Origin of the sequence: Bradyrhizobium amphicarpaeae (genome assembly GCF_002266435.3) — a bacterium.
In the GTDB taxonomy this organism is placed as follows: Bacteria; Pseudomonadota; Alphaproteobacteria; order Rhizobiales; family Xanthobacteraceae; genus Bradyrhizobium; species Bradyrhizobium amphicarpaeae.
The window spans coordinates 3,296,957-3,314,595 of the sequence record NZ_CP029426.2; the positions used below are offsets into that span (position 1 = coordinate 3,296,957).

Annotated in this window: 17 protein-coding genes; 9 read left to right on the forward strand and 8 right to left on the reverse strand. The window is 64.4% G+C overall.

Going from position 1 to position 17,639, the window contains the following annotated elements; translation table 11 throughout:
- Window positions 1-41: 41 nt before the first annotated feature.
- Window positions 42-2,012, reverse strand: coding sequence for a hypothetical protein (locus CIT40_RS15140; protein WP_162307500.1), 1,971 nt, complete (start codon window positions 2,010-2,012; stop codon window positions 42-44).
- 247 nt (window positions 2,013-2,259) lie between these two features.
- On the opposite strand from CIT40_RS15140, the gene CIT40_RS15145 reads away from it, so the two are divergent.
- Both CIT40_RS15145 and CIT40_RS15150 read left to right on the forward strand, forming a co-directional pair.
- On the forward strand, window positions 2,260-4,566 hold the full coding sequence (locus CIT40_RS15145) for an NADP-dependent malic enzyme (RefSeq protein ID WP_094896721.1): 2,307 nt from the start codon (window positions 2,260-2,262) through the stop codon (window positions 4,564-4,566).
- Between the two features lie 293 nt (window positions 4,567-4,859).
- On the forward strand, window positions 4,860-5,312 hold the full coding sequence (locus tag CIT40_RS15150) for a DoxX family protein (RefSeq protein ID WP_094896722.1): 453 nt from the start codon (window positions 4,860-4,862) through the stop codon (window positions 5,310-5,312).
- Here the strand turns inward: CIT40_RS15150 and CIT40_RS15155 are convergent.
- The 5 genes from CIT40_RS15155 to CIT40_RS15175 all read right to left on the reverse strand — a co-directional run bounded on the left by CIT40_RS15155 (window position 5,297) and on the right by CIT40_RS15175 (window position 9,817).
- Entirely contained in the window at window positions 5,297-5,497 is a 201-nt protein-coding gene (locus CIT40_RS15155; RefSeq protein WP_094896723.1) for a hypothetical protein, read from the reverse strand. The genes CIT40_RS15150 and CIT40_RS15155 overlap by 16 nt on opposite strands.
- 242 nt (window positions 5,498-5,739) lie before the next feature.
- On the reverse strand, window positions 5,740-6,303 hold the full coding sequence (locus CIT40_RS15160) for a dihydrofolate reductase family protein (protein ID WP_162307501.1): 564 nt from the start codon (window positions 6,301-6,303) through the stop codon (window positions 5,740-5,742).
- Between the two features lie 6 nt (window positions 6,304-6,309).
- Window positions 6,310-7,335, reverse strand: coding sequence for a polysaccharide deacetylase family protein (locus tag CIT40_RS15165; RefSeq protein ID WP_094896786.1), 1,026 nt, complete (start codon window positions 7,333-7,335; stop codon window positions 6,310-6,312).
- Between the two features lie 165 nt (window positions 7,336-7,500).
- On the reverse strand, window positions 7,501-8,070 hold the full coding sequence (locus CIT40_RS15170) for a glutathione peroxidase (protein WP_094896724.1): 570 nt from the start codon (window positions 8,068-8,070) through the stop codon (window positions 7,501-7,503).
- 148 nt (window positions 8,071-8,218) lie between these two features.
- The gene (locus CIT40_RS15175; RefSeq protein WP_162307502.1) at window positions 8,219-9,817 is read right to left on the reverse strand and encodes a L,D-transpeptidase; all 1,599 of its coding nucleotides are present in this window, start codon (window positions 9,815-9,817) and stop codon (window positions 8,219-8,221) included.
- Between the two features lie 208 nt (window positions 9,818-10,025).
- On the opposite strand from CIT40_RS15175, the gene CIT40_RS15180 reads away from it, so the two are divergent.
- The 3 genes from CIT40_RS15180 (at window position 10,026) to CIT40_RS15190 (ending at window position 11,785) form a co-directional block, all read left to right on the forward strand.
- Window positions 10,026-10,574: a CreA family protein gene (locus tag CIT40_RS15180; protein ID WP_094896726.1), complete on the forward strand. Its 549-nt coding sequence runs from the start codon at window positions 10,026-10,028 to the stop codon at window positions 10,572-10,574.
- 646 nt (window positions 10,575-11,220) lie between these two features.
- The gene (locus CIT40_RS15185; RefSeq protein ID WP_167443348.1) at window positions 11,221-11,385 is read left to right on the forward strand and encodes a hypothetical protein; all 165 of its coding nucleotides are present in this window, start codon (window positions 11,221-11,223) and stop codon (window positions 11,383-11,385) included.
- Window positions 11,386-11,419: 34 nt separating this feature from the next.
- Window positions 11,420-11,785 (forward strand): hypothetical protein, encoded by a 366-nt coding sequence (locus tag CIT40_RS15190; RefSeq protein WP_094896728.1) that lies wholly within the window; start codon window positions 11,420-11,422, stop codon window positions 11,783-11,785.
- Here the strand turns inward: CIT40_RS15190 and CIT40_RS15195 are convergent, their stop codons facing one another.
- A complete protein-coding gene (locus CIT40_RS15195; RefSeq protein WP_094896787.1) occupies window positions 11,786-12,031 on the reverse strand; it encodes a DUF6719 family protein in 246 nt (81 codons plus the stop codon).
- Between the two features lie 67 nt (window positions 12,032-12,098).
- Window positions 12,099-13,589: a MocR-like pyridoxine biosynthesis transcription factor PdxR gene (pdxR, locus tag CIT40_RS15200; RefSeq protein ID WP_094896729.1), complete on the reverse strand. Its 1,491-nt coding sequence runs from the start codon at window positions 13,587-13,589 to the stop codon at window positions 12,099-12,101.
- Between the two features lie 76 nt (window positions 13,590-13,665).
- On the opposite strand from pdxR, the gene CIT40_RS15205 reads away from it, so the two are divergent.
- The 4 genes from CIT40_RS15205 to kynA all read left to right on the forward strand — a co-directional run bounded on the left by CIT40_RS15205 (window position 13,666) and on the right by kynA (window position 17,620).
- Window positions 13,666-14,391, forward strand: a complete 726-nt coding sequence (locus CIT40_RS15205) for a pyridoxamine 5'-phosphate oxidase family protein (protein WP_094896730.1) — start codon at window positions 13,666-13,668, stop codon at window positions 14,389-14,391.
- A 52-nt stretch (window positions 14,392-14,443) separates the two neighbouring features.
- Entirely contained in the window at window positions 14,444-15,721 is a 1,278-nt protein-coding gene (locus CIT40_RS15210) for an ArgE/DapE family deacylase (protein ID WP_094896731.1), read from the forward strand.
- Between the two features lie 213 nt (window positions 15,722-15,934).
- On the forward strand, window positions 15,935-16,744 hold the full coding sequence (locus tag CIT40_RS15215; RefSeq protein WP_094896732.1) for an alpha/beta hydrolase: 810 nt from the start codon (window positions 15,935-15,937) through the stop codon (window positions 16,742-16,744).
- Window positions 16,745-16,780: 36 nt separating this feature from the next.
- The gene (kynA, locus tag CIT40_RS15220; RefSeq protein WP_094896733.1) at window positions 16,781-17,620 is read left to right on the forward strand and encodes a tryptophan 2,3-dioxygenase; all 840 of its coding nucleotides are present in this window, start codon (window positions 16,781-16,783) and stop codon (window positions 17,618-17,620) included.
- Window positions 17,621-17,639: the final 19 nt, after the last annotated feature.

A 17,639-nucleotide genomic window follows, 5' to 3' on the forward strand; every position in this document is an offset into this window, starting at 1 on the left:
CGCTACACGCTGCAGCGCGTCCGGGACACGAGATCGATCACTTACAACCCCGTCGACGCCTCGATCCTGAATTGCGCCAGCGCGATGATCGGCTCGTTGTTGAGGACGTCCATCAGTTGAAGCACCGGCAGCTTCCCGTGCGGGGTCAGCTTGATGGTGAGCGTCTGCCCCGAGGTCTCGACGAAACCGGCAAGGGCATCCGCCGCCGCCCTGACGTCGAGATTGGAGACCGCAACCTTCTCGCCCTGGGCCCTGATCATCGCGACGATGGCTCCGCGCGCGGCATCGCGGCTGACGTTCTGCATGCGCGCGAACTGCGCGACGACGAGATCGACGACGCCGCTGTCGCGCAAGGAAAGCTCGACCGCGCCGGTCTCGACCTGCGCCGCCTCGCTCATGGCCTGCGCCGGATCAGTCGTGAACAGGCCGCGCGGCACTTTCGCGAGCGCCACACCCGCCTGGACCCTGGCGAGATTGCCGAGATCGATCGTAGCCGGCGCCAGCGCGAAAGCCCCCGAAGATTCCGTCCAGGCCGCGCCGAGATCGAGGTCGATGGCGAGCTTGTCGATGCCGGCCATGGTCAGCGGCTGCAGCGCCGGATTGGCGGGATCGGTCGGCGTGACCATTTTGACGACGAGATTGGCCTTGCTCGGAATGGACCCGACCAGTTGGCCCCAATTCAGGCTGATCGTGTCGATCGTGACGAGCTGCCGCGTAGTCTTGTAGGGCGCCACCACGCCCTTGATCTCGGCGCCTTCGAGCACCTGGAACAGGCCCAGCATCTGATCGGGCGAGGGCGGCTGCCCCTGGCTGCCGAGCCCCGCCGCCCAGCGCATCAGGTTTGCCGCACTGAACGATTTCAGCGCGAAGCGCTCCATCTTGAACTGGCCTTGCGGCGAGGGCGTATCGACGCCTTCGACCGCGAATTCGCCCTCGCGATATCGGACGGCATTGATCCTGGCCGTCCCCTGCGGCGTGCCCATGGACGTCTTGCCGACCTCGATCCTGCCGATGCGAAGGCCTTCGTAGTATCCGGCGAGCTTCTCCATGATCTCGCGCGATTGTGCGGCGGTCGGGACGGCCGAGCGGTCCGCCGGCAATAGCGCAATGATCTCGGCCGGCCGGAATTTTGAGGGCTGCACCGCGATGTCCTCGAAGGTGATCCCGTCGATGTCCATCCGCATGCCCTGGGTCGATTTGAGCACATAAGGCCCGGCCGCGATCTGCCGATAGACGCGATGGTAGCTGTCGTCGCCGGTCTTCTCCGGATCGAGTGCCGCGGCGATCGCGGTGGAGTCGAAATCATTGACAATGATGTTGGAGAGGTCGCCGCTCAGCTTGTCCTGCTTGCCCGGCTGCGGAACGTCGATGGTGAAGACGGCGCGGTCCGCCTTCATCGCGTCGATCTTGCCGCGCTTGAGATTCTGGATCGCGAGCCCGGAATAGGCGACCTCGCCGCTGCCGGCGGCGCTGCCGCTGGTATCGAACGTCATCGTCAGCGTCGGAGCCGTGACTGATGATGCCGTAATGCTTGCGTACTTATCGAGCACATAGCGGTAGATGTCGATCAGCGAGCCGCCCGCCGGCGCATTGCCGGCGTGAACGGGGCCGACATAGTCACGCAAGGTGAGTTGAGGGACCTTGTAGGACGCCTTCAGCTTCGCGTCACCGACCTGGTCCAGCGCGACTTCGAAACCCCTGACCTCGATGTGGTCGGCCGAGAAGCTGTTGTCGTCGATCAGGCGAACCCCGGTGCCGGTGATGCCGGCAATCCTGATCTGCGCCTGCGGCTGCTCGCCGGGAGCGATCGCGATGTCCTCGATCGTCAGGGTACGCGTCCCCGGCTCGAACCCGATCTTGCCGTGGCTCGCTTTGCCGCCGCCTGCGCGGATCTGCTCGAAGGCCGCCTCGACCTCGCTCGTCGCCCGGTGCTGGACATAGAGATTAAAGCCGAGCCATCCACCCGCGCCGATCACGGCAAGTGCGATCAGGCCGATCAGGATTCGCTTCATTCCCAACTCCAGTTGCTCGTCTTGCACCGCGCAACCTGCCATATTCGCGAAACGCCGCGCGGTCCAGGGAAAGCTATGGTTTTCAAATATTTGACCACGCGCCCTGTTGATGGGGCCGCAATCCGATGTTGCCACCGGGGCGCCCGGCGTGCTTCATCCCGTTTCCATGACCCGGAAATACGGTCCGCTTGGACAGCCGCTTTCGGATCGTGCATTTTGAGGCCGGTAACGCGAGGCGAGACACCGCATGTCGTCCTATTCTGATGATCTCCACCAGGCGGCGCTCGCCTACCATCGTCTGCCGCGCCCTGGAAAGCTCGAGATCCAGGCAAGCAAGCCGCTTGCCAACCAGCGCGACCTTGCGTTGGCCTATTCTCCGGGCGTCGCTGCGGCCTGCACCGAGATCGCCAAGAATCCGGCGGAAGCCGCCACGCTGACCACCCGCGCCAATCTGGTTGCCGTGGTCTCCAACGGCACCGCCGTGCTCGGCCTCGGCAATATCGGCCCGCTGGCCTCCAAGCCGGTGATGGAAGGCAAGGCGGTCCTGTTCAAGAAATTCGCCGGCATCGACGTGTTCGATATCGAGATCGCCGCCGACACGATCGAGCGCGTGGTCGAGACGGTGGCGGCACTGGAGCCGACCTTCGGCGGCATCAATCTGGAAGATATCCGCGGACCGGAATGTTTCGAGATCGAGGCGCAGCTCAAGGAGCGCATGAAGATCCCGGTCTTTCATGACGACCAGCACGGCACCGCCATCATCGTCGCCGCCGCGATCACCAACGGCCTGCGCCTGAACGGCAAGAAGCTGTCCGACGTCAAGATCGTGGCGTCGGGGGCAGGGGCCGCGGCAATCGCCACGCTCAATCTGCTGGTGTCGATGGGCGCGCAGCGCAAGAACATCTGGGTCTGCGACATCGACGGCCTCGTGCACGAGGGGCGCAACACCACGATGGACCGCTGGAAAGCGGTCTATGCGCAAAAGACCGACAAGCGCACGCTCGCCGACGTCATCGGCGGCGCCGACATCTTCATCGGCCTCTCGGCGCCGGGCGTGCTCAAGCCGGAGATGGCCAAGGCGATGGGCGACAAGCCGCTGATCATGGCGCTCGCGAACCCGACGCCCGAGATCATGCCGGAGGAGGCGCGCAAGGCGCGTCCCGACGCCATGATCTGCACCGGTCGTTCCGACTATCCGAACCAGGTCAACAATGTCCTGTGCTTTCCCTTCATCTTCCGGGGCGCGCTCGACGTCGGCGCCACCGCGATCAACGAGGAGATGAAGCACGCTGCCGTCGAGGCCATCGCGCAGCTAGCGCGCGAGGCGCCGTCGGATGCCGTCGCGCAAGGTTTCGACACCGGCGAGACGCAGGGCTTCGGCCCGGGCTCGCTGATCCCGAGCCCGTTCGATCCCAGATTGATTCTGCGCATCTCGCCGGCGGTGGCGAAGGCGGCAATGGAATCCGGCGTCGCGACGCGGCCGATCACCAATTTCGACGAATACACCGCGCTGCTGGAGCGCTTCGCCTTCCGCTCCGGCCTCGTCATGAAGCCGATGTTCGCCAAGGCCAAGACCCAGCCGGTGCGCGTGATCTACGCCGAAGGCGAGGACGAGCGCGTGCTGCGTGCCACGCAGGTGGTGCTGGAGGAGAATTTGGCGCGGCCGATCCTGGTCGGTCGTCCTTCGGTGGTTGACGCCCGCATCAAGCGCTTCGGCCTGTCGATCCGCGCCGGCAAGGATTTCGACCTGGTCAATCCCGAAGACGATCCGCGCTACCGTTCCTATGTGCAGTCCTATGTCGAGGTCGCCGGCCGCCGCGGCGTGACGCCGGATGCGGCCCGCACCGTGGTGCGCACCAACAACACGGTGATCGCCGCGCTCGCGGTGACGCGCGGGGAAGCGGATGCGATGCTGTGCGGCGTCGAGGGCCGCTACATGAGTCATCTGCGCCATGTCCGCGAGATCGTCGGTTTTTGCCCGGGCATCAGCGACTACGCTGCGCTGGCGCTGCTGATCACCAGCAAGGGCGCCTTCTTCATCGCCGACACGCAAGTTCGACCCAATCCGAGCGCGGAGGAACTTGCCGAGATCGCATCGCTTGCCGCGGTCCACGTCCAGCGTTTCAACATCAAGCCGAAGATCGCCTTCGTCTCGCATTCGGATTTCGGCAGCTACGACACCGATTCCTCGCGCAAGATGCGCCGCGCGACCCAGCTGCTCAAGGAAAAGCATCCGGAGATCGAGGCCGACGGCGAGATGCAGGGCGACACCGCACTTTCGGCCGCCGCGCGAAAAATGGTGCTGCCGCACTCCAATCTCGAGGGCGAGGCCAATATCCTGATCATGCCGACGCTGGACACCGCCAACGTCGCCTATCAGATGATCAAGTCGCTCGCAGACGCGCTTCCCGTCGGCCCGATCCTGATCGGCCCGGCGCGCCCGGCGCATATCCTGACGCCCTCGGTGACGGCGCGCGGCATCCTCAACATGACGGCCGTGGCCGTCGTCGAAGCGCAAGAGCGCGCCGCACGGCAGCCGACGTTGTTCACGTAGCGTCGTCGGTGGTGCAAATTCCTTCTCCCCTTGTGGGAGAAGGTGGCGCGAAGCGCCGGATGAGGGGTATCTCTCCGCGCGCCGCGATCGCCAGAGTCGTTCGCGACGATGGATACCCCTCATCCGTCTCGCCGCTTCGCGGCGAGCCACCTTCTCCCGCAAGGGGAGAAGGAAAAAGACAAGCGACTTTGAATTCCTTTCCAGTTCTCCATTTCACCGTTTGTAAACCCGCGCACGACTCTCCATAATCCGTCGGCGCGTTCCGTGCTTAGCGCTTTGCCAAGAGGCCGATCATGCCAGCGTTCGTGACTTTCGGGCGAATCCTGTTCGCCGTGCTGTTCATCTACACGGGCGCGACCAAGCTCTTTGCCATCCAGGCGACCGCTGACTTCATCGCCACCAAGGTCGTGGTGCCCGACATCGTCGCGCCTTACGCCAAGCAGATCGAGACGGCCACGGCCATGACCACGCCGCAGCTGCTGGCGATCGCCGTCGGCGGTCTCGAGATCATCGCAGGCCTGATGATCGCGCTGAATTTCGGCGCGCGGTTCTTCGCGATGCTGATGATCATCTACGTCGCGATTGCGACCGTGCTGTTCGACGATTTCTGGAACCAGGCGCCGCCCGACAACGCCAGGATGGTGGTCGACGCGTTGAAGAACCTGTCGATCATGGGCGCCTTGTTCATGATCATGGGATACGGCCGCACCACGCGTCCGGCCGAGGCGGCCTACGGGGACGTGTAGCTGACGACGCCGCAGGTTGCGCGGAGCAGAGCGGCCTTGGCTTCATAAGATTTCGCCAGCGTGACGAGTTGCTCGATCAACGGCTTCTCGATCGCGGACGTCGCGAGTTGGCGGCAGTGCAGGGCCTGGCCCAGCAGGCGTGCGCTTTCCTCGCGCGGATGGTCGGGAAGAAGAATGTGGGACATGTGGCGAGCCTATCGCATGTGAAGTCCCGGCGTTGTCATCGTCGAATGAACCGGTGAGAAGCGCATTGATGCGGCTCAAATCCTGCTGCTCATCCGATGACCATGACGGCCATCGTAGTCCGTTGTGAGGAGCCTCATGCCGGCCAGCTGGCGGGCGACGGCGCTTGTTATGCACTGGGATTCAACCGGTTGGAGGCCGGTACTGAGATGCCGCTACTGTGCATGGGGTTGTTTTCGAGTTTTTAGTTGGAAGCTCTCGCCGGGCGCCACGGGGTCACGGTCACCCCATGCGCGGCGTCGAGCAGATACGGCGCATCAGGCTGCATCCCGTGTGACGTCAGCACCTGCTGCGGCGTCCGCTCGGGCACGCCGACGAAACAGCCTTCGCCGCCGGGCAGGCGCACATGCGGGGCTTCCGACAGCCAGAACGTATCGTACCGGCCCATGAACATCTCGAACACGACGGGGCCGCCGATGATTGCGACCATGCCGGAGGCGACATCGGCAAAGGCGCATGCCTCCTCGAAGCTCGCCTGTTTCGGATTCCACAGCGTCGCGTTCGGCATTTCCGGATCGACGGTGAGCGGCTTGATCCTGCGGGTGACGATCAGCCGCTTGCGCTGCGGCGAGTTCGGTTGCTGCTCATGCGAGTTGCGGCCGTGCACGATCAGCGCGGCGCGATCGAGCGCCTGCTCGAAGAACAGCTTGTCGCCGTCGAACTTCAGGCTGTCGGGCATGACATGGCCGGCGTCGGCGAGCATGCCGTCGGCGGAGACGATGACGTAGCCTTCGATACGGAAAGACAATGCCGTCTATTCGGAAACGGTCGTCACCACGGAATTGACCGGACGCTGGCTCACCGTCGGCAGCTTGGCGTCCTTGAGCAGCTCCTGGTCGTATTCGGGCAGCGACGAGGCCGGGAATTTGGCGCGCATCGCCACCACCTTGTAGCCGCCGGCCTTCAGGCGCTTGAGCAGCTCGGGCAGGGCCTCCGCGGTGTGCTTCTGGAAGTCGTGCATCAGGATGATGCCCTTGCCCTTGGTGTCGAGCTTCTTCATCACGGTCTCGACCACCTTCTCGGGCTTGGAGGCCTTGAAGTCGAAGGAGTCGATATCGCAGGAGAAGATCGCGGTGTTGCGGTTGCCGAGATAGGTGACCATCTCCGGCGGATGCTGAAGCGCCGGGAAGCGGAAGAACGGCGAGGGCGAGATGCCGCCGAGCGCCCACTTCACCGCGGAAAGGCCCTTCTCGATCTCTTCCTTGCGCTGCGCTTCGGTGAGCTTCTTGTTGTTGAGATTGGCGTGTGACCAGGTGTGGGTGCCGACGGTGTGGCCGGCGTTGTAGACCTGCTTCAGGATCTCCGGCTCGTAGGTCGCGTGCTTGCCGATCGAGAAGAAGATGCCGGTGGTGCATTCGTCGGCGAGCGCCTTCAGCACGGCGGGCGTGTTACGCGGCCAGGGGCCGTCGTCGAAGGTCAGCACAACCTCCTTGTCGCGCAGGAAGTCGAGCTCCTTGAAGTGCTCGAAGCCGAAGCCGGGACCGCCCGTGGTGTCGATCTCGACGGTGCGGGCGACCCCGAGTGCGCCCGGCGTGTTGCAGGCCGCGCGGGCCGGTTGCGGCGCCTGCTTGGGCGGCGGCGGATTGACGAAGCCCGCCGGCGCGACGGCCACCGTGGGAGCTGCCGGCGGTGCCGCCGCAGGCGCGGCTGCGGCCGGCGTCGCCACTGGGGCGGCTTGCGTCGCGGCTGCGGGCTTTGCGGCCGGGGTCTGCGACCATGCTGCGCCGGTCATCGCGACCGACATCGCGCTTGCCAAAATCAGTCCTGCCGCCACACGCATGGTGTTATCCTCGAGATTGATCCCGTTGTTCCGCCGCTGCTTTTCGCCTTCGGCAAAACCGTCCTGCCCCAAACGATCCTAGCCTAGATGGTGGGCCATCGCCATTGCAACGGCTGTTTGGCATCCCGCCACAATTGTGCCCAGCCGGATTGGGCGCGCCTTGCATCAAGTGTCGGCCAGCGTCCTGGCAATGGCGGTCTTGATCCGCGTGTCCGCCGGTTCGATCGCGGACGGAAAGACTTCGGCGATATAGCCGTCGCGTCCGATCAGGTATTTGTGGAAGTTCCAGCGCGGAACTTCCCTTGGCCGCGCCTCCGCTGCCCATTTGTAGAATGGATGCGCCTTTGCGCCGACCACGATGGCCTTGGCGGTGATCGGAAAGGTAACACCATATTGGTGGTGCGCGGTCTCCGTGATCTCGCTGGTGCCGCCGGGCTCCTGGCCGCCAAAATCGTTGGAGGGCACCCCGATCACGGTGAGCCCGCGTTCGCGAAACTCGTTCCAGAGCTCCTGCAAGCCGGCATATTGCGGCGTGTAGCCACAGAGCGAGGCCGTGTTGACCACCAGCAGCGGCTTGCCGGCAAAGGCGGCGAGGCGGATGTCGTCGCCGGATAAAGCGGGGAAGGAAAAGGCATAGGCCGGGATCCGGCTCATGCCGCTGTCGGCGAAAGCACGCGCCGCCGGCGCCAGCGTGCCGGCCAGCGCTGCTAAGAGCATGGTTCTGCGATTCATCATGACGGCGTCCCCCGAAATGATCCCGGTCGCATGTTACTCCGGTGCGGCGGCCTGCCTCGTCAACACCGCGTTATCGGGCGCCGTGCAACGCCAAGCTGTTGACGCGTTTTCTCGACGCGAACCGGTATCCACTTCGCTCGAAAACGCCTTAGTACAGGCGGACGATGAAGTCGGTGCCTTCGCCGGTCTCACCCTGGTTGATGCCCTGGTCCGAGATGATGATGGAGCCGCCCGATGTCAGCATTTCGTTGATCTTCGCCATCGTGTCGGCGGGGATCGAGATGCGGTCGAGGGCTGCGGCCGGACTGTCCGGCGTGACCACGGGTTTGGCGGCGACGGGGATTACCGCCACGCCACGTTGGCGGCGCGTGAGGTGGGCGCCGTCGTCGCGGGCCGCGGAGCGGGCGGTGACCGGCAGCGACAGCACCGACCAACGCAGCGCATTGGAATCGGACTTGTCGAGCTCGGCAGTGAAGATATGCGTGCCGAGCGGCCGGTCGCTGGTGGCGATGGTGACCGGCACCTCGAACAGCGGCGCAAAATTCTGCCGGACGTAGAGCTTGGAATCCTTGCGGCTGATGAAGACGGCGATCTGGCCGGCCCGTTTCGCCGCTTCAGGCTTTGCGGCCGGCGCGGGTTCGGCAAGCCGGCTCTCGTCCTTCTTCGCGTCGGGCGAGGCGGCGATCGCAGGTGCCGGCGCATCGGGTGTCTTCGCGGAGTTCGCAGCGTCCGTCTTGACCGGCTCGGTCTTGACGGCCTCGACCTTGTCGGCGGACTTGTCCGCGTTCACCGGCTTGGCAACGTCTTCCGCCGGAGGCTTGGCCGCATCCGATGCTTCGGCCGCCCTGGCGTTGTCGACGGGCGCGGTGGCTTCGGCTTCTTCGTGGGCTGCCGCATTGCCCGTGGTCACGTCCGACATCACGGTGTGACCGACGGAGGTGCGCAGCTCCAATACGCTGTCGGCGCTGGCGGTCTTGGTTTCGACGGGCTTGGTTTCGACCGGCTTGGCTTCGGCGGCTTTGGCTTGCGCGGCGCCCTTGTCGGCCTTGTCGCCGACATTGGTCTGCGGCTCGAGGCTGGCGGTGGGTTGCGGCGGCACGCGCGACGAGGCGAGCAAAGGATGGGAGAAGTTGTGCGGTGACATCTCGCCGGGCGCGACGATGACGCGTGCGCCCATCCGGGTCCAATTCCACATCTTCACCGCGAACGCCATCGGCATGCGGATGCAGCCGTGCGAGGCCGGATAGCCCGGCAGCACGCCGGCATGCATCGCGACACCGGACCAGGTGATCCGCTGCATGTACGGCATCGGCGCGCCGCTATAGATGTTGGAGTGGTGGAATTTGTGCTTCTGGATGACGCTGAACACACCCATCGGCGTCGAATGGCCCTTCATGCCCGTCGACACCGGAGATTCCGCGAACACGCCGTTGGTATCGTAGACCGTGACCTTCTGCCGGTCGATCGAGACGACAATGACGAGCGGTCCTTGCGGCTTGCTGCCGGCTTCCTTCTCGGCGACGACTTCTTTCTTGCCGGTGGCGCTGCGCTTCTGCGGCTTCTGGCGCGGTATTTCGGGATGCCGGTCCTGCCGGGCGTAATAGGACCCGTCGGAATAATCCGTCCAATAATAAAATGCTGCGTCTGCCTGGCTGGTCGCGCCGATCGCACCCGCCGCCGTCAAAATGGCGACCTGCCACAGCCGCGCCGGCTTGGCAGAAAAACCCGACCCGTTCACGCTGTTCATCCTCGAATCCATAATCCAAATCAGACGTTAGTCTCGCAGAGGGGATACGCGTTCACCAGCATGGCGGTTCTGCCATCCGCTACTTTTGTCCAAGTCGTAGCAAAAAAGCCTCACGGAGCGGTAAACGGCGGCCGCGCCCGTCGGTCCGTCGTCTTCCTGAGCGGCCGTCTCATACCTACATTGTGGCGACTTGTTACCGGAGAACTTCATGTCATCTCGTTTCCTCGGTCTTTCCAGCATCCGCTTGAAAGGCTTTGCTTTTCTCCTCCTGGCCCTGGTCGTGCCGGCAACGTCCGCTTCGGCCGCCGACGAGCCCGATCTGATCTTCCGCCGCTCGACCGTGTTCAAATGGATGAGTCCGAACGACAAGCTCGCGACCTATGGTCTCGACGATCCCGAAGTCGAGGGCGTCGCCTGTCATTTCACCGTGCCGGAGAAAGGCGGCTTCAAGGGCTGGCTGGGCCTCGCCGAGGAGGTCTCGGACATCTCGCTGGCCTGTCGCCAGGTCGGGCCGATCAAGTTCAAGAACAAGATGGAGCAGGGCGATGACATGTTCCGCCGGCGACGCTCGCTGTTCTTCAAGAAAATGCAGATCGTGCGCGGCTGTGACGCCAAGCGCAACGTGCTGGTCTACATGGTCTATTCGGACAGGATTATCGAGGGCTCGCCGAAGAACTCGACCTCGACCGTGCCGATCATGCCTTGGGGGCCGGCGGACGCAAACGTCCAGAAGTGCGGCGAGTTCTTCACGCAGTGACGCTTGCGTTCACGCAGTGACGCACTTGCGTTCACTCAGTGACGCGGGACTGCGGTTTTGCGAGGTGCGAGCCGGTCAGCCGCACGAACGCTTGTGGCGCGGCTTCGAAGCCGCGGCCGGATTGCAGCGACATCGCGCCGGCTGAGGCGACGCGATTCGACCGTTGATTTTCGCGGTCGGTCCGTTGCTCCGCCCCGCGCGCCGTTGCGCGATCTTGCACCGTCATAGTGGCCATCCCTTGACTCAACGCGCCGGGTGATCCCCGCGTCTCGGTTTCGATGGCTTGGGTCGCAGCGGAAGCATCCCCGGTTCGACAGAACCCAGCCCTCGTTTGCGACACCATCAGCAGAAAAACGTAAAATGCGTGTGAAACCGGTGAGGCGGGAGCATGACGGCGACGGCGTCCAGTGTGCCCGCCGCACCGGAGCCGGAACCTGACAGGCCACTTTGAGCGATGGCGAAACCCAACTGATATAATTGGTGTTTTCCGAGAATTGTGTCGTCGCCCCGGATAGGACGAAACAATTCTCACGCAAGATGAAACCATTTTGCGCTTTTGGCGCATCACGGGCGAAACCGCCCATGGTTATCAGCTTCACAACGACGAACGGCGCACCGCCGGCCACCGGAACTCGGAGACAAGACCATGCGCGCGCTCAGCTTTATCCTTGCCTTTGGTTTCGTTGTCGCCGGTTCTTCGTTCGCAGGCTCGCCGGACGGCAATCTCCCCGGTGTCGGCACTTTCCAGTACAGCGGCTCGCCAATTACGACCGCCGCGACGCAGTCGATCGTGGTTGCCGCGCGCTTCTGATCAACAACAAGAAAATCAGCCGATAAAGGCCGTCATGATCGTTCGATTTTGCGCTGCTGCGTTCGTGTCTGTTCTGACGATAAATGCCGTCCAGGCACAGGTGCGCGCGCCCTCAAGGTTGCCGGATCCCCGCACCGAGTTCGTGCGGCAATGTGCGCCGCGGATGCTGGGGCGGTGGGAACATCCCGAGGAAGTTTGCGGCTGCCTGCACGATCATGCCGCAGCCGCGGTCGAGGACCGCGATCTGCGCGAAGCGCTATTGCGCGGCATCAGCGAGACCGGCGTGCCCACCATCGAAACCGACTGGGTGCCGGCGTCCAAGCAGGGCGAGATCGGCCCGACCTTCACCAAGATCGCCAAGCCGACCCTGCAGTGCATGTTCGACCCGGCGAAGCAGTAACTATCTCGTCTTCGGACCATACCGCGGCACGCACGCGGCGGTGCGCGCGACGCCCTTCTCGGTCATCTTCGTTCCGCGCACTTCCTTGACCTGTCCGGCGGGACAGGTTCCATCATCCACCTGCACGCGCTGGCCAAGCTTGAGATCGGTGATGTCCTGCTCGCGTCCGACCGTGACGGCGTGCGCCGTCGTCACGAGCGCGGCGGAGATCAGGATTGAAAGGCAGGCAGCACGGCGAAAAGGCATGGCGAATGATCCCGACATTGAGACCGCAATGTAAGGACGGGCTCGCGATTCTGATAGTGAACCTTCGTCAGGTCTGCCGGGCCGATCTCTTCCTGGAGCGCAGGGCTGCGCGCGATTCCCGCGCGAGCCGTTTGGCGGAGGCGACGAGCTGCGGAACCGCATGGCCGGAAAATCCAAGCACGAAGCCGGGCAGAGGCCGCGCGCGCGAATAGGTGTCGGCCAACAGCCAACCCTCAGCGCCCGCCGCCTGCTTGGCCCGCGCTGCCACCGCCAGGTCGACCGCAGGATCAAACCGGGCGACCAGGTGCAGGCCTTGCGACGGCACCGGCACCGAGAGTGCGCCACCGGATGCGGCCTCCAGGGTTTCGGCCAGTACGTCGCGCGCGTCGCGATAGAGCTTTCGCACGCGCTTGAGGTTTGCGGCGAACGCGCCCGAGTTGAGCATGTCGGCCACCGCGCCTTCCATCAACGTTCCGGGGAAGCGGTCGAGCGCCGCGCGCGCAGCCGTCACGTCCGCGATCAGGCGTTCGGGCAGGGCGCAATAGCCGATGCGCAGGCCGGGAAACAGCGTCTTGGCAAAGGTGCCGAGATAGATCACGCGCTGGAGACGATCGATGCCGGCGAGCGACATCAGCGGTGCGCCGTCATAGCGAAACTCGCTGTCGTAATCGTCCTCCAGCACGAAAGCGCCGGCCTGCCTCGCCCAGTCCAGTAGCTCCAGCCGCCGCGGCATCGACATCTGTACGCCCAGCGGAAACTGATGCGACGGCGTGACATAGGCCGCGCGCGCGGCCGGCCCTGCGAGGCGGCCCTTGGCGACCCGCATCCCGTGCTCGTCGACGGGAACCGGCACGGCGCGATAGCCGCAATGCGCGATGGTCTTTCGCGCGGCCGGGTACCCGGGGTCCTCGCACCAGACCTGGTCGCCCGCCCTGAGGATCGCGCTCAGCACGATGCGCAGCGCGTGCAGCGTGCCTGAAGTCAGCATGATTTGATCGGGATCGCAGCGCAGCCCGCGCGCCGACAGCAGATGATCGGCGATTGCCGCGCGTAGCTCGCGGCTGCCGCGGGGATCGCCATAGTGCAGATGCTCCGACCCGAAGTTGCGCATGCGCCGGCCGACGAAGGCACGGAAGCGTTGCACCGCGCGTTCGTCGATGTGGGTGCAGCCGAGCGCGAACGCGCCTTGCCCCGGCGTTTCCACAATGACTCTCGGCTTGTTCGGTTCGGCCGTGCGCGCAGGAATGCGCGCGGCGACGAACGTTCCGGAGCCGACGGTCGCTTCGGCGAAGCCGTCGGCGATCAGGCGCTCATAGGCGATGACGACGGCGTTGCGTCGGAAGCCGGTCTGCGTGGCCAGCGTTCGCGACGGCGGCAGCGGCTCGCCGGGCTTGACCAGGCCGGAGACGATCATCTCGCACAGCGCCTGATAGAGCCGGTGCGCGGCGGAGGCGCCTGGCGTGACGTGCGGGCCGGTAAGGTCGAGCGGCAGCTCGGTCTTTGTCGGCAAGGAAGACTTGGCAGCCGAGGGCCGGAAATTGGTTGGAATATTTCGCATGGAATTGGAACTATCGCAGACCAAATGCGCCGCTACAACTGCTTCCAGATTTCTTTCAATCCGAGCAGGAGCGGCCGTGAGCCAGACCGAGACTTCGAATTCCTATCCGACATCGGCGCGCAACCAGGTGAAGCGCCGGCACGACCGCGGCTTCTATGATCACGAGACCGTCCATCGCATCCTGGATTCCTCGATGCTCTGCCATGTCTCCTATGTGATCGACGGCCAGCCCTACTGCACGCCGACCTTCTTCTGGCGCGAGGGCACGAAGCTCTACTGGCACGGCTCGAGCGCAAGCCGGATGCTGCGGAATCAGACCAAAGGCGAGCGCGTGTGCCTCACGGTCGCCCATCTCGACAGCCTCGTGCTGGCGCGCTGCGGCTTCAACCATTCCGCCGACTATCGCGCGGTGATGGCGTTCGGCACCGCCTATCTCGTCACCGACGCCGAGGAGAAGGAGCGGGCGGTGATCGCGATGGTTGATCGCTTCTTCCCGGATCGCACCGCGAGCCTGCGCGCGAGCACTACGCAGGAGATCAAGGCGACGTCCTTCATCGCAATGGAGATCGAGGAAGCCTCGGCCAAGATACGCGCCAAAGGTGTTGCCGACGACGACGAGGACTATGCATTGCCGATCTATGCCGAACGCATCCCGGTTCGCACGGTGCTCGGCGCGCCCGAGCCGTGTCCGCGCCTGCTCGACGGCGTCAGCCGGCCCGCGACGCTCAATGGCTATTCGGAAGGCCGCCTGCTCGAAGATGCATTGCGGGATGCATATTTTGTGGAGTACCCGAACGGCTGAAATCGGCTAGCTTGCGCCTCCTTGGGACCAATGAACTTCCTGGAGTTGCCTGATGAATGCCGAAATGCAGCAGAGGATTCTCGATGCCGTCGACGCCGGCTTCGAGGCCCAGCTTGCCACCACCCGTGATTTCGTCGCGATCCCTTCGACCCGAGGGGCGGAGGGGCCGTGCCAGGACATGATCGGCGATCTCCTGCGCGAACGCGGCTACGAGGTCGACGACTGGCACATCGATGTCGACGACCTCAAGGATCTGCGCGGCTTCGGTCCGATCGAACATGATTTCTCAAAGGCGCGTTCGGTGGTGGGTACCTACCGCCCGCAAACGAACGCCGGCAAGTCGCTGATCCTTCAGGGCCACTGCGACGTCGTGCCCGCAGGCCCCCTGGAACTGTGGGACACGCCGCCGTTCTCGCCCGTCATCAAGGACGGCAAGATGTTCGGCCGCGGTGCCTGCGACATGAAGTCGGGCACCATCGGCGCGCTCTATGCGCTCGATGCGATCAAGGCTGCGGGCCTCAAGCCGACGGCGCGAATCCACTTCCAGTCCGTCATCGAGGAGGAGAGCACCGGCGTCGGCGCGCTCTCGACGCTGCAGCGCGGCTATCGTGCGGATGCCTGCTTCATTCCGGAACCGACCGGCGGCAAGATGGTGCGCTCGCAGGTCGGCGTGATCTGGTTTCGCCTGCGTGTGAAGGGGCACCCGACCCATGTCGCCTTTGCCGGCTCCGGCGCGAACGCGATCATGGCCGCCTATCATCTGATCCAGGCGCTGCAGAAGCTCGAGATCGAGTGGAACGAGCGCGCCAAGGCCGACAGGCACTTCAAGACGCTCAACCATCCCATCAACTTCAACCCGGGTATCATCAAGGGCGGCGACTGGGCCTCCAGCGTGCCGGCCTGGTGCGATGTCGATTGCCGGATCGCGGTTTTGCCGGGTTGGTCGATCGCCGATCACCAGAAGGAGATTGCGGCCTGCGTCGCGGCTGCGGCGCGCAACCACCGCTTCCTCGCCAACAACCCGCCTGAGATCGAATGGTCGGGCTTTTTATCCGAAGGCTATGAGCTGACCGATTCCGCCGCGCCGGAGGCCGCGTTCGCCAAGGCGTTCGGCAAGGTCTATGGCGGCGTGCCGGAGGACCTCGTCTTCACCGCGCTCACCGACACCCGCTTCTACGGCCTCAACGAGGGCATCCCTAGCCTGTGCTTCGGTGCCAGCGGCGGCGAGATGCACGGCTTCAACGAGTTCGTCGAGTTGGAGTCGCTGAAGAAGACGACCAGGGCCATGGCGCTGTTCATCGCGGAATGGTGCGGCGTGGAGACGGCGTAGCTCTCTCCGCCGTCATTGCGAGGAGCGCTTGCGACGAAGCAATCCAGACTGCCACCGCGGAGGCAGACTGGATTGCTTCGCTGCGCTCGCAATGACGGAGTGCGCAATCCACCAGCCTCCCACATCCTTTAAGCTTAAAATAAAGACTAGGATGCAGGCTTGCACGGTGGCAGACTAGCTTCCAGTTTGCTGGACGAATCCCTGGGAGTGACGATGCGCGATTGGGATGATGCCTACGCCAATTCGGCCCATATCCCGGGGTCGGACAAGATGCCGGCGCAATGGGCGGAGCGCGCCGCTGCCTACCGCGCCGGGTTGAAGCATTTTCGCCCCGACATCGCCTATGGCTCCGGTGAGCGTCAGCGCCTCGACCTGATCCTGCCCGACGGCGACAGCAACGGGCTCGTCGTCTTCGTCCATGGCGGCTATTGGATGCGCTTCGACAAGTCGACCTGGACGGATCTGGCAGAAGGGGCGCGCCACTACGGCTGGACGGTGGCGTTGCCGAGCTACACGCTGACGCCGGCCGCCCGCATCTCCGACATCACCGCCGAGATCGCCGCTGCGATCGCCAAGGCGGCCTCGCTCGTCTCCGGGCCGATCCGGCTCGCCGGGCATTCGGCCGGTGGCCACCTCGTCACGCGCATGCTGTGCGACGACAGCCGGCTGGAGCCCGCCGTCTACAACCGCGTCGCCGGCACGCTCTCGATCAGCGGCCTGCATGATTTGCGTCCGCTGCTAAAGACCAAGATGAACGAGACGCTCGGCATGACCATGGAGGAGGCGACGCTCGAAAGCGCGGCGCTGCATCTGCCGCGCGGGCATTCGCCCGTCACCGCCTGGGTCGGCGGCAGCGAGCGGCCGGAATTCATCCGACAGTCCGACCTGATGGCCAATGTCTGGACCGGCTTCGACGTGCCGACCCGCCTCGTCGTCGATCCCGGCCTGAACCATTTTACCGTGATCGACGGACTGAAGGATCCGTCGTCGCCGATCACAGCGCGCCTGATCGGGCTCGATTGAGCAGAGCCGGGGAAGATCGATCGAAAGGGCCTGCCCATGACGTCCAGCGATTATGATCCCAGCAGCGACGGCGCCGAGACCGATTTCGCCCGGCGCATGTCCTACGGCGACTACCTCGCGCTGGATGCGATCCTGGGCGCGCAGCATCCGCTGTCGGAAGCGCATGACGAGATGCTGTTCATCATCCAGCATCAGACCACGGAGCTGTGGATGCGGCTCGCCATCCACGAGCTCAGTGCCGCACGCCGCGCCATCTCGAAAGACGAGGTGCAGCCTGCGATGAAGATGCTGGCACGGATGTCGCGGATCTTCGAGCAGCTCAACAATGCCTGGGACGTTCTGCGCACGATGACGCCGAGCGAATACACGCGTTTCCGTTCGCAGCTCGGACAGTCCTCCGGTTTCCAGTCGCGCCAATACCGGCTGATCGAATTCCTGCTCGGCAACCGCAACCACGCCATGCTCAAGCCGCACGCGCACGATGCGGAGACGACGAAACTGCTCGAGGCCGAACTGGCGACCCCAAGCCTTTATGACGAGGTGCTCAGGCTCGCCGACCGCAACGGGCTGAAGATGCCGGCCGCGGTGCTGGTGCGCGATGTTCGCGAGACCCATGGCTTCAACGAGGGCGTGCTGCAGGCCTGGCGCGTCGTCTACGAGGCGCCGGAGACGCATTGGATGCTCTACGAGCTCGCCGAGAAGCTGGTCGATTTCGAGGACTATTTCCGCCGCTGGCGCTTCAACCACGTGACGACGGTCGAGCGCGTCATCGGCTTCAAGCGTGGCACCGGCGGCACCGGTGGCGTCAGCTATCTCAAGCGCATGCTGGAGGTCGAGCTATTCCCCGAACTCTGGCGTGTCCGCACCATTCTGTAGGAATGCCCAAGAAATATCC

What these genes read in the sequence shown, in the direction of transcription:
- CIT40_RS15140 (WP_162307500.1), bottom strand. Translation starts at nt 2,012, where the DNA reads ATGAAGCGAATCCTGATCGGCCTGATCGCACTTGCCGTGATCGGCGCG.
- CIT40_RS15145 (WP_094896721.1), top strand. Translation starts at nt 2,260, where the DNA reads ATGTCGTCCTATTCTGATGATCTCCACCAGGCGGCGCTCGCCTACCAT.
- CIT40_RS15150 (WP_094896722.1), top strand. Translation starts at nt 4,860, where the DNA reads ATGCCAGCGTTCGTGACTTTCGGGCGAATCCTGTTCGCCGTGCTGTTC.
- CIT40_RS15155 (WP_094896723.1), bottom strand. Translation starts at nt 5,497, where the DNA reads ATGTCCCACATTCTTCTTCCCGACCATCCGCGCGAGGAAAGCGCACGC.
- CIT40_RS15165 (WP_094896786.1), bottom strand. Translation starts at nt 7,335, where the DNA reads ATGCGTGTGGCGGCAGGACTGATTTTGGCAAGCGCGATGTCGGTCGCG.
- CIT40_RS15170 (WP_094896724.1), bottom strand. Translation starts at nt 8,070, where the DNA reads ATGATGAATCGCAGAACCATGCTCTTAGCAGCGCTGGCCGGCACGCTG.
- CIT40_RS15175 (WP_162307502.1), bottom strand. Translation starts at nt 9,817, where the DNA reads ATGAACAGCGTGAACGGGTCGGGTTTTTCTGCCAAGCCGGCGCGGCTG.
- CIT40_RS15180 (WP_094896726.1), top strand. Translation starts at nt 10,026, where the DNA reads ATGTCATCTCGTTTCCTCGGTCTTTCCAGCATCCGCTTGAAAGGCTTT.
- CIT40_RS15185 (WP_167443348.1), top strand. Translation starts at nt 11,221, where the DNA reads ATGCGCGCGCTCAGCTTTATCCTTGCCTTTGGTTTCGTTGTCGCCGGT.
- CIT40_RS15190 (WP_094896728.1), top strand. Translation starts at nt 11,420, where the DNA reads ATGATCGTTCGATTTTGCGCTGCTGCGTTCGTGTCTGTTCTGACGATA.
- CIT40_RS15195 (WP_094896787.1), bottom strand. Translation starts at nt 12,031, where the DNA reads ATGCCTTTTCGCCGTGCTGCCTGCCTTTCAATCCTGATCTCCGCCGCG.
- pdxR (WP_094896729.1), bottom strand. Translation starts at nt 13,589, where the DNA reads ATGCGAAATATTCCAACCAATTTCCGGCCCTCGGCTGCCAAGTCTTCC.
- CIT40_RS15210 (WP_094896731.1), top strand. Translation starts at nt 14,444, where the DNA reads ATGAATGCCGAAATGCAGCAGAGGATTCTCGATGCCGTCGACGCCGGC.
- CIT40_RS15215 (WP_094896732.1), top strand. Translation starts at nt 15,935, where the DNA reads ATGCGCGATTGGGATGATGCCTACGCCAATTCGGCCCATATCCCGGGG.
- kynA (WP_094896733.1), top strand. Translation starts at nt 16,781, where the DNA reads ATGACGTCCAGCGATTATGATCCCAGCAGCGACGGCGCCGAGACCGAT.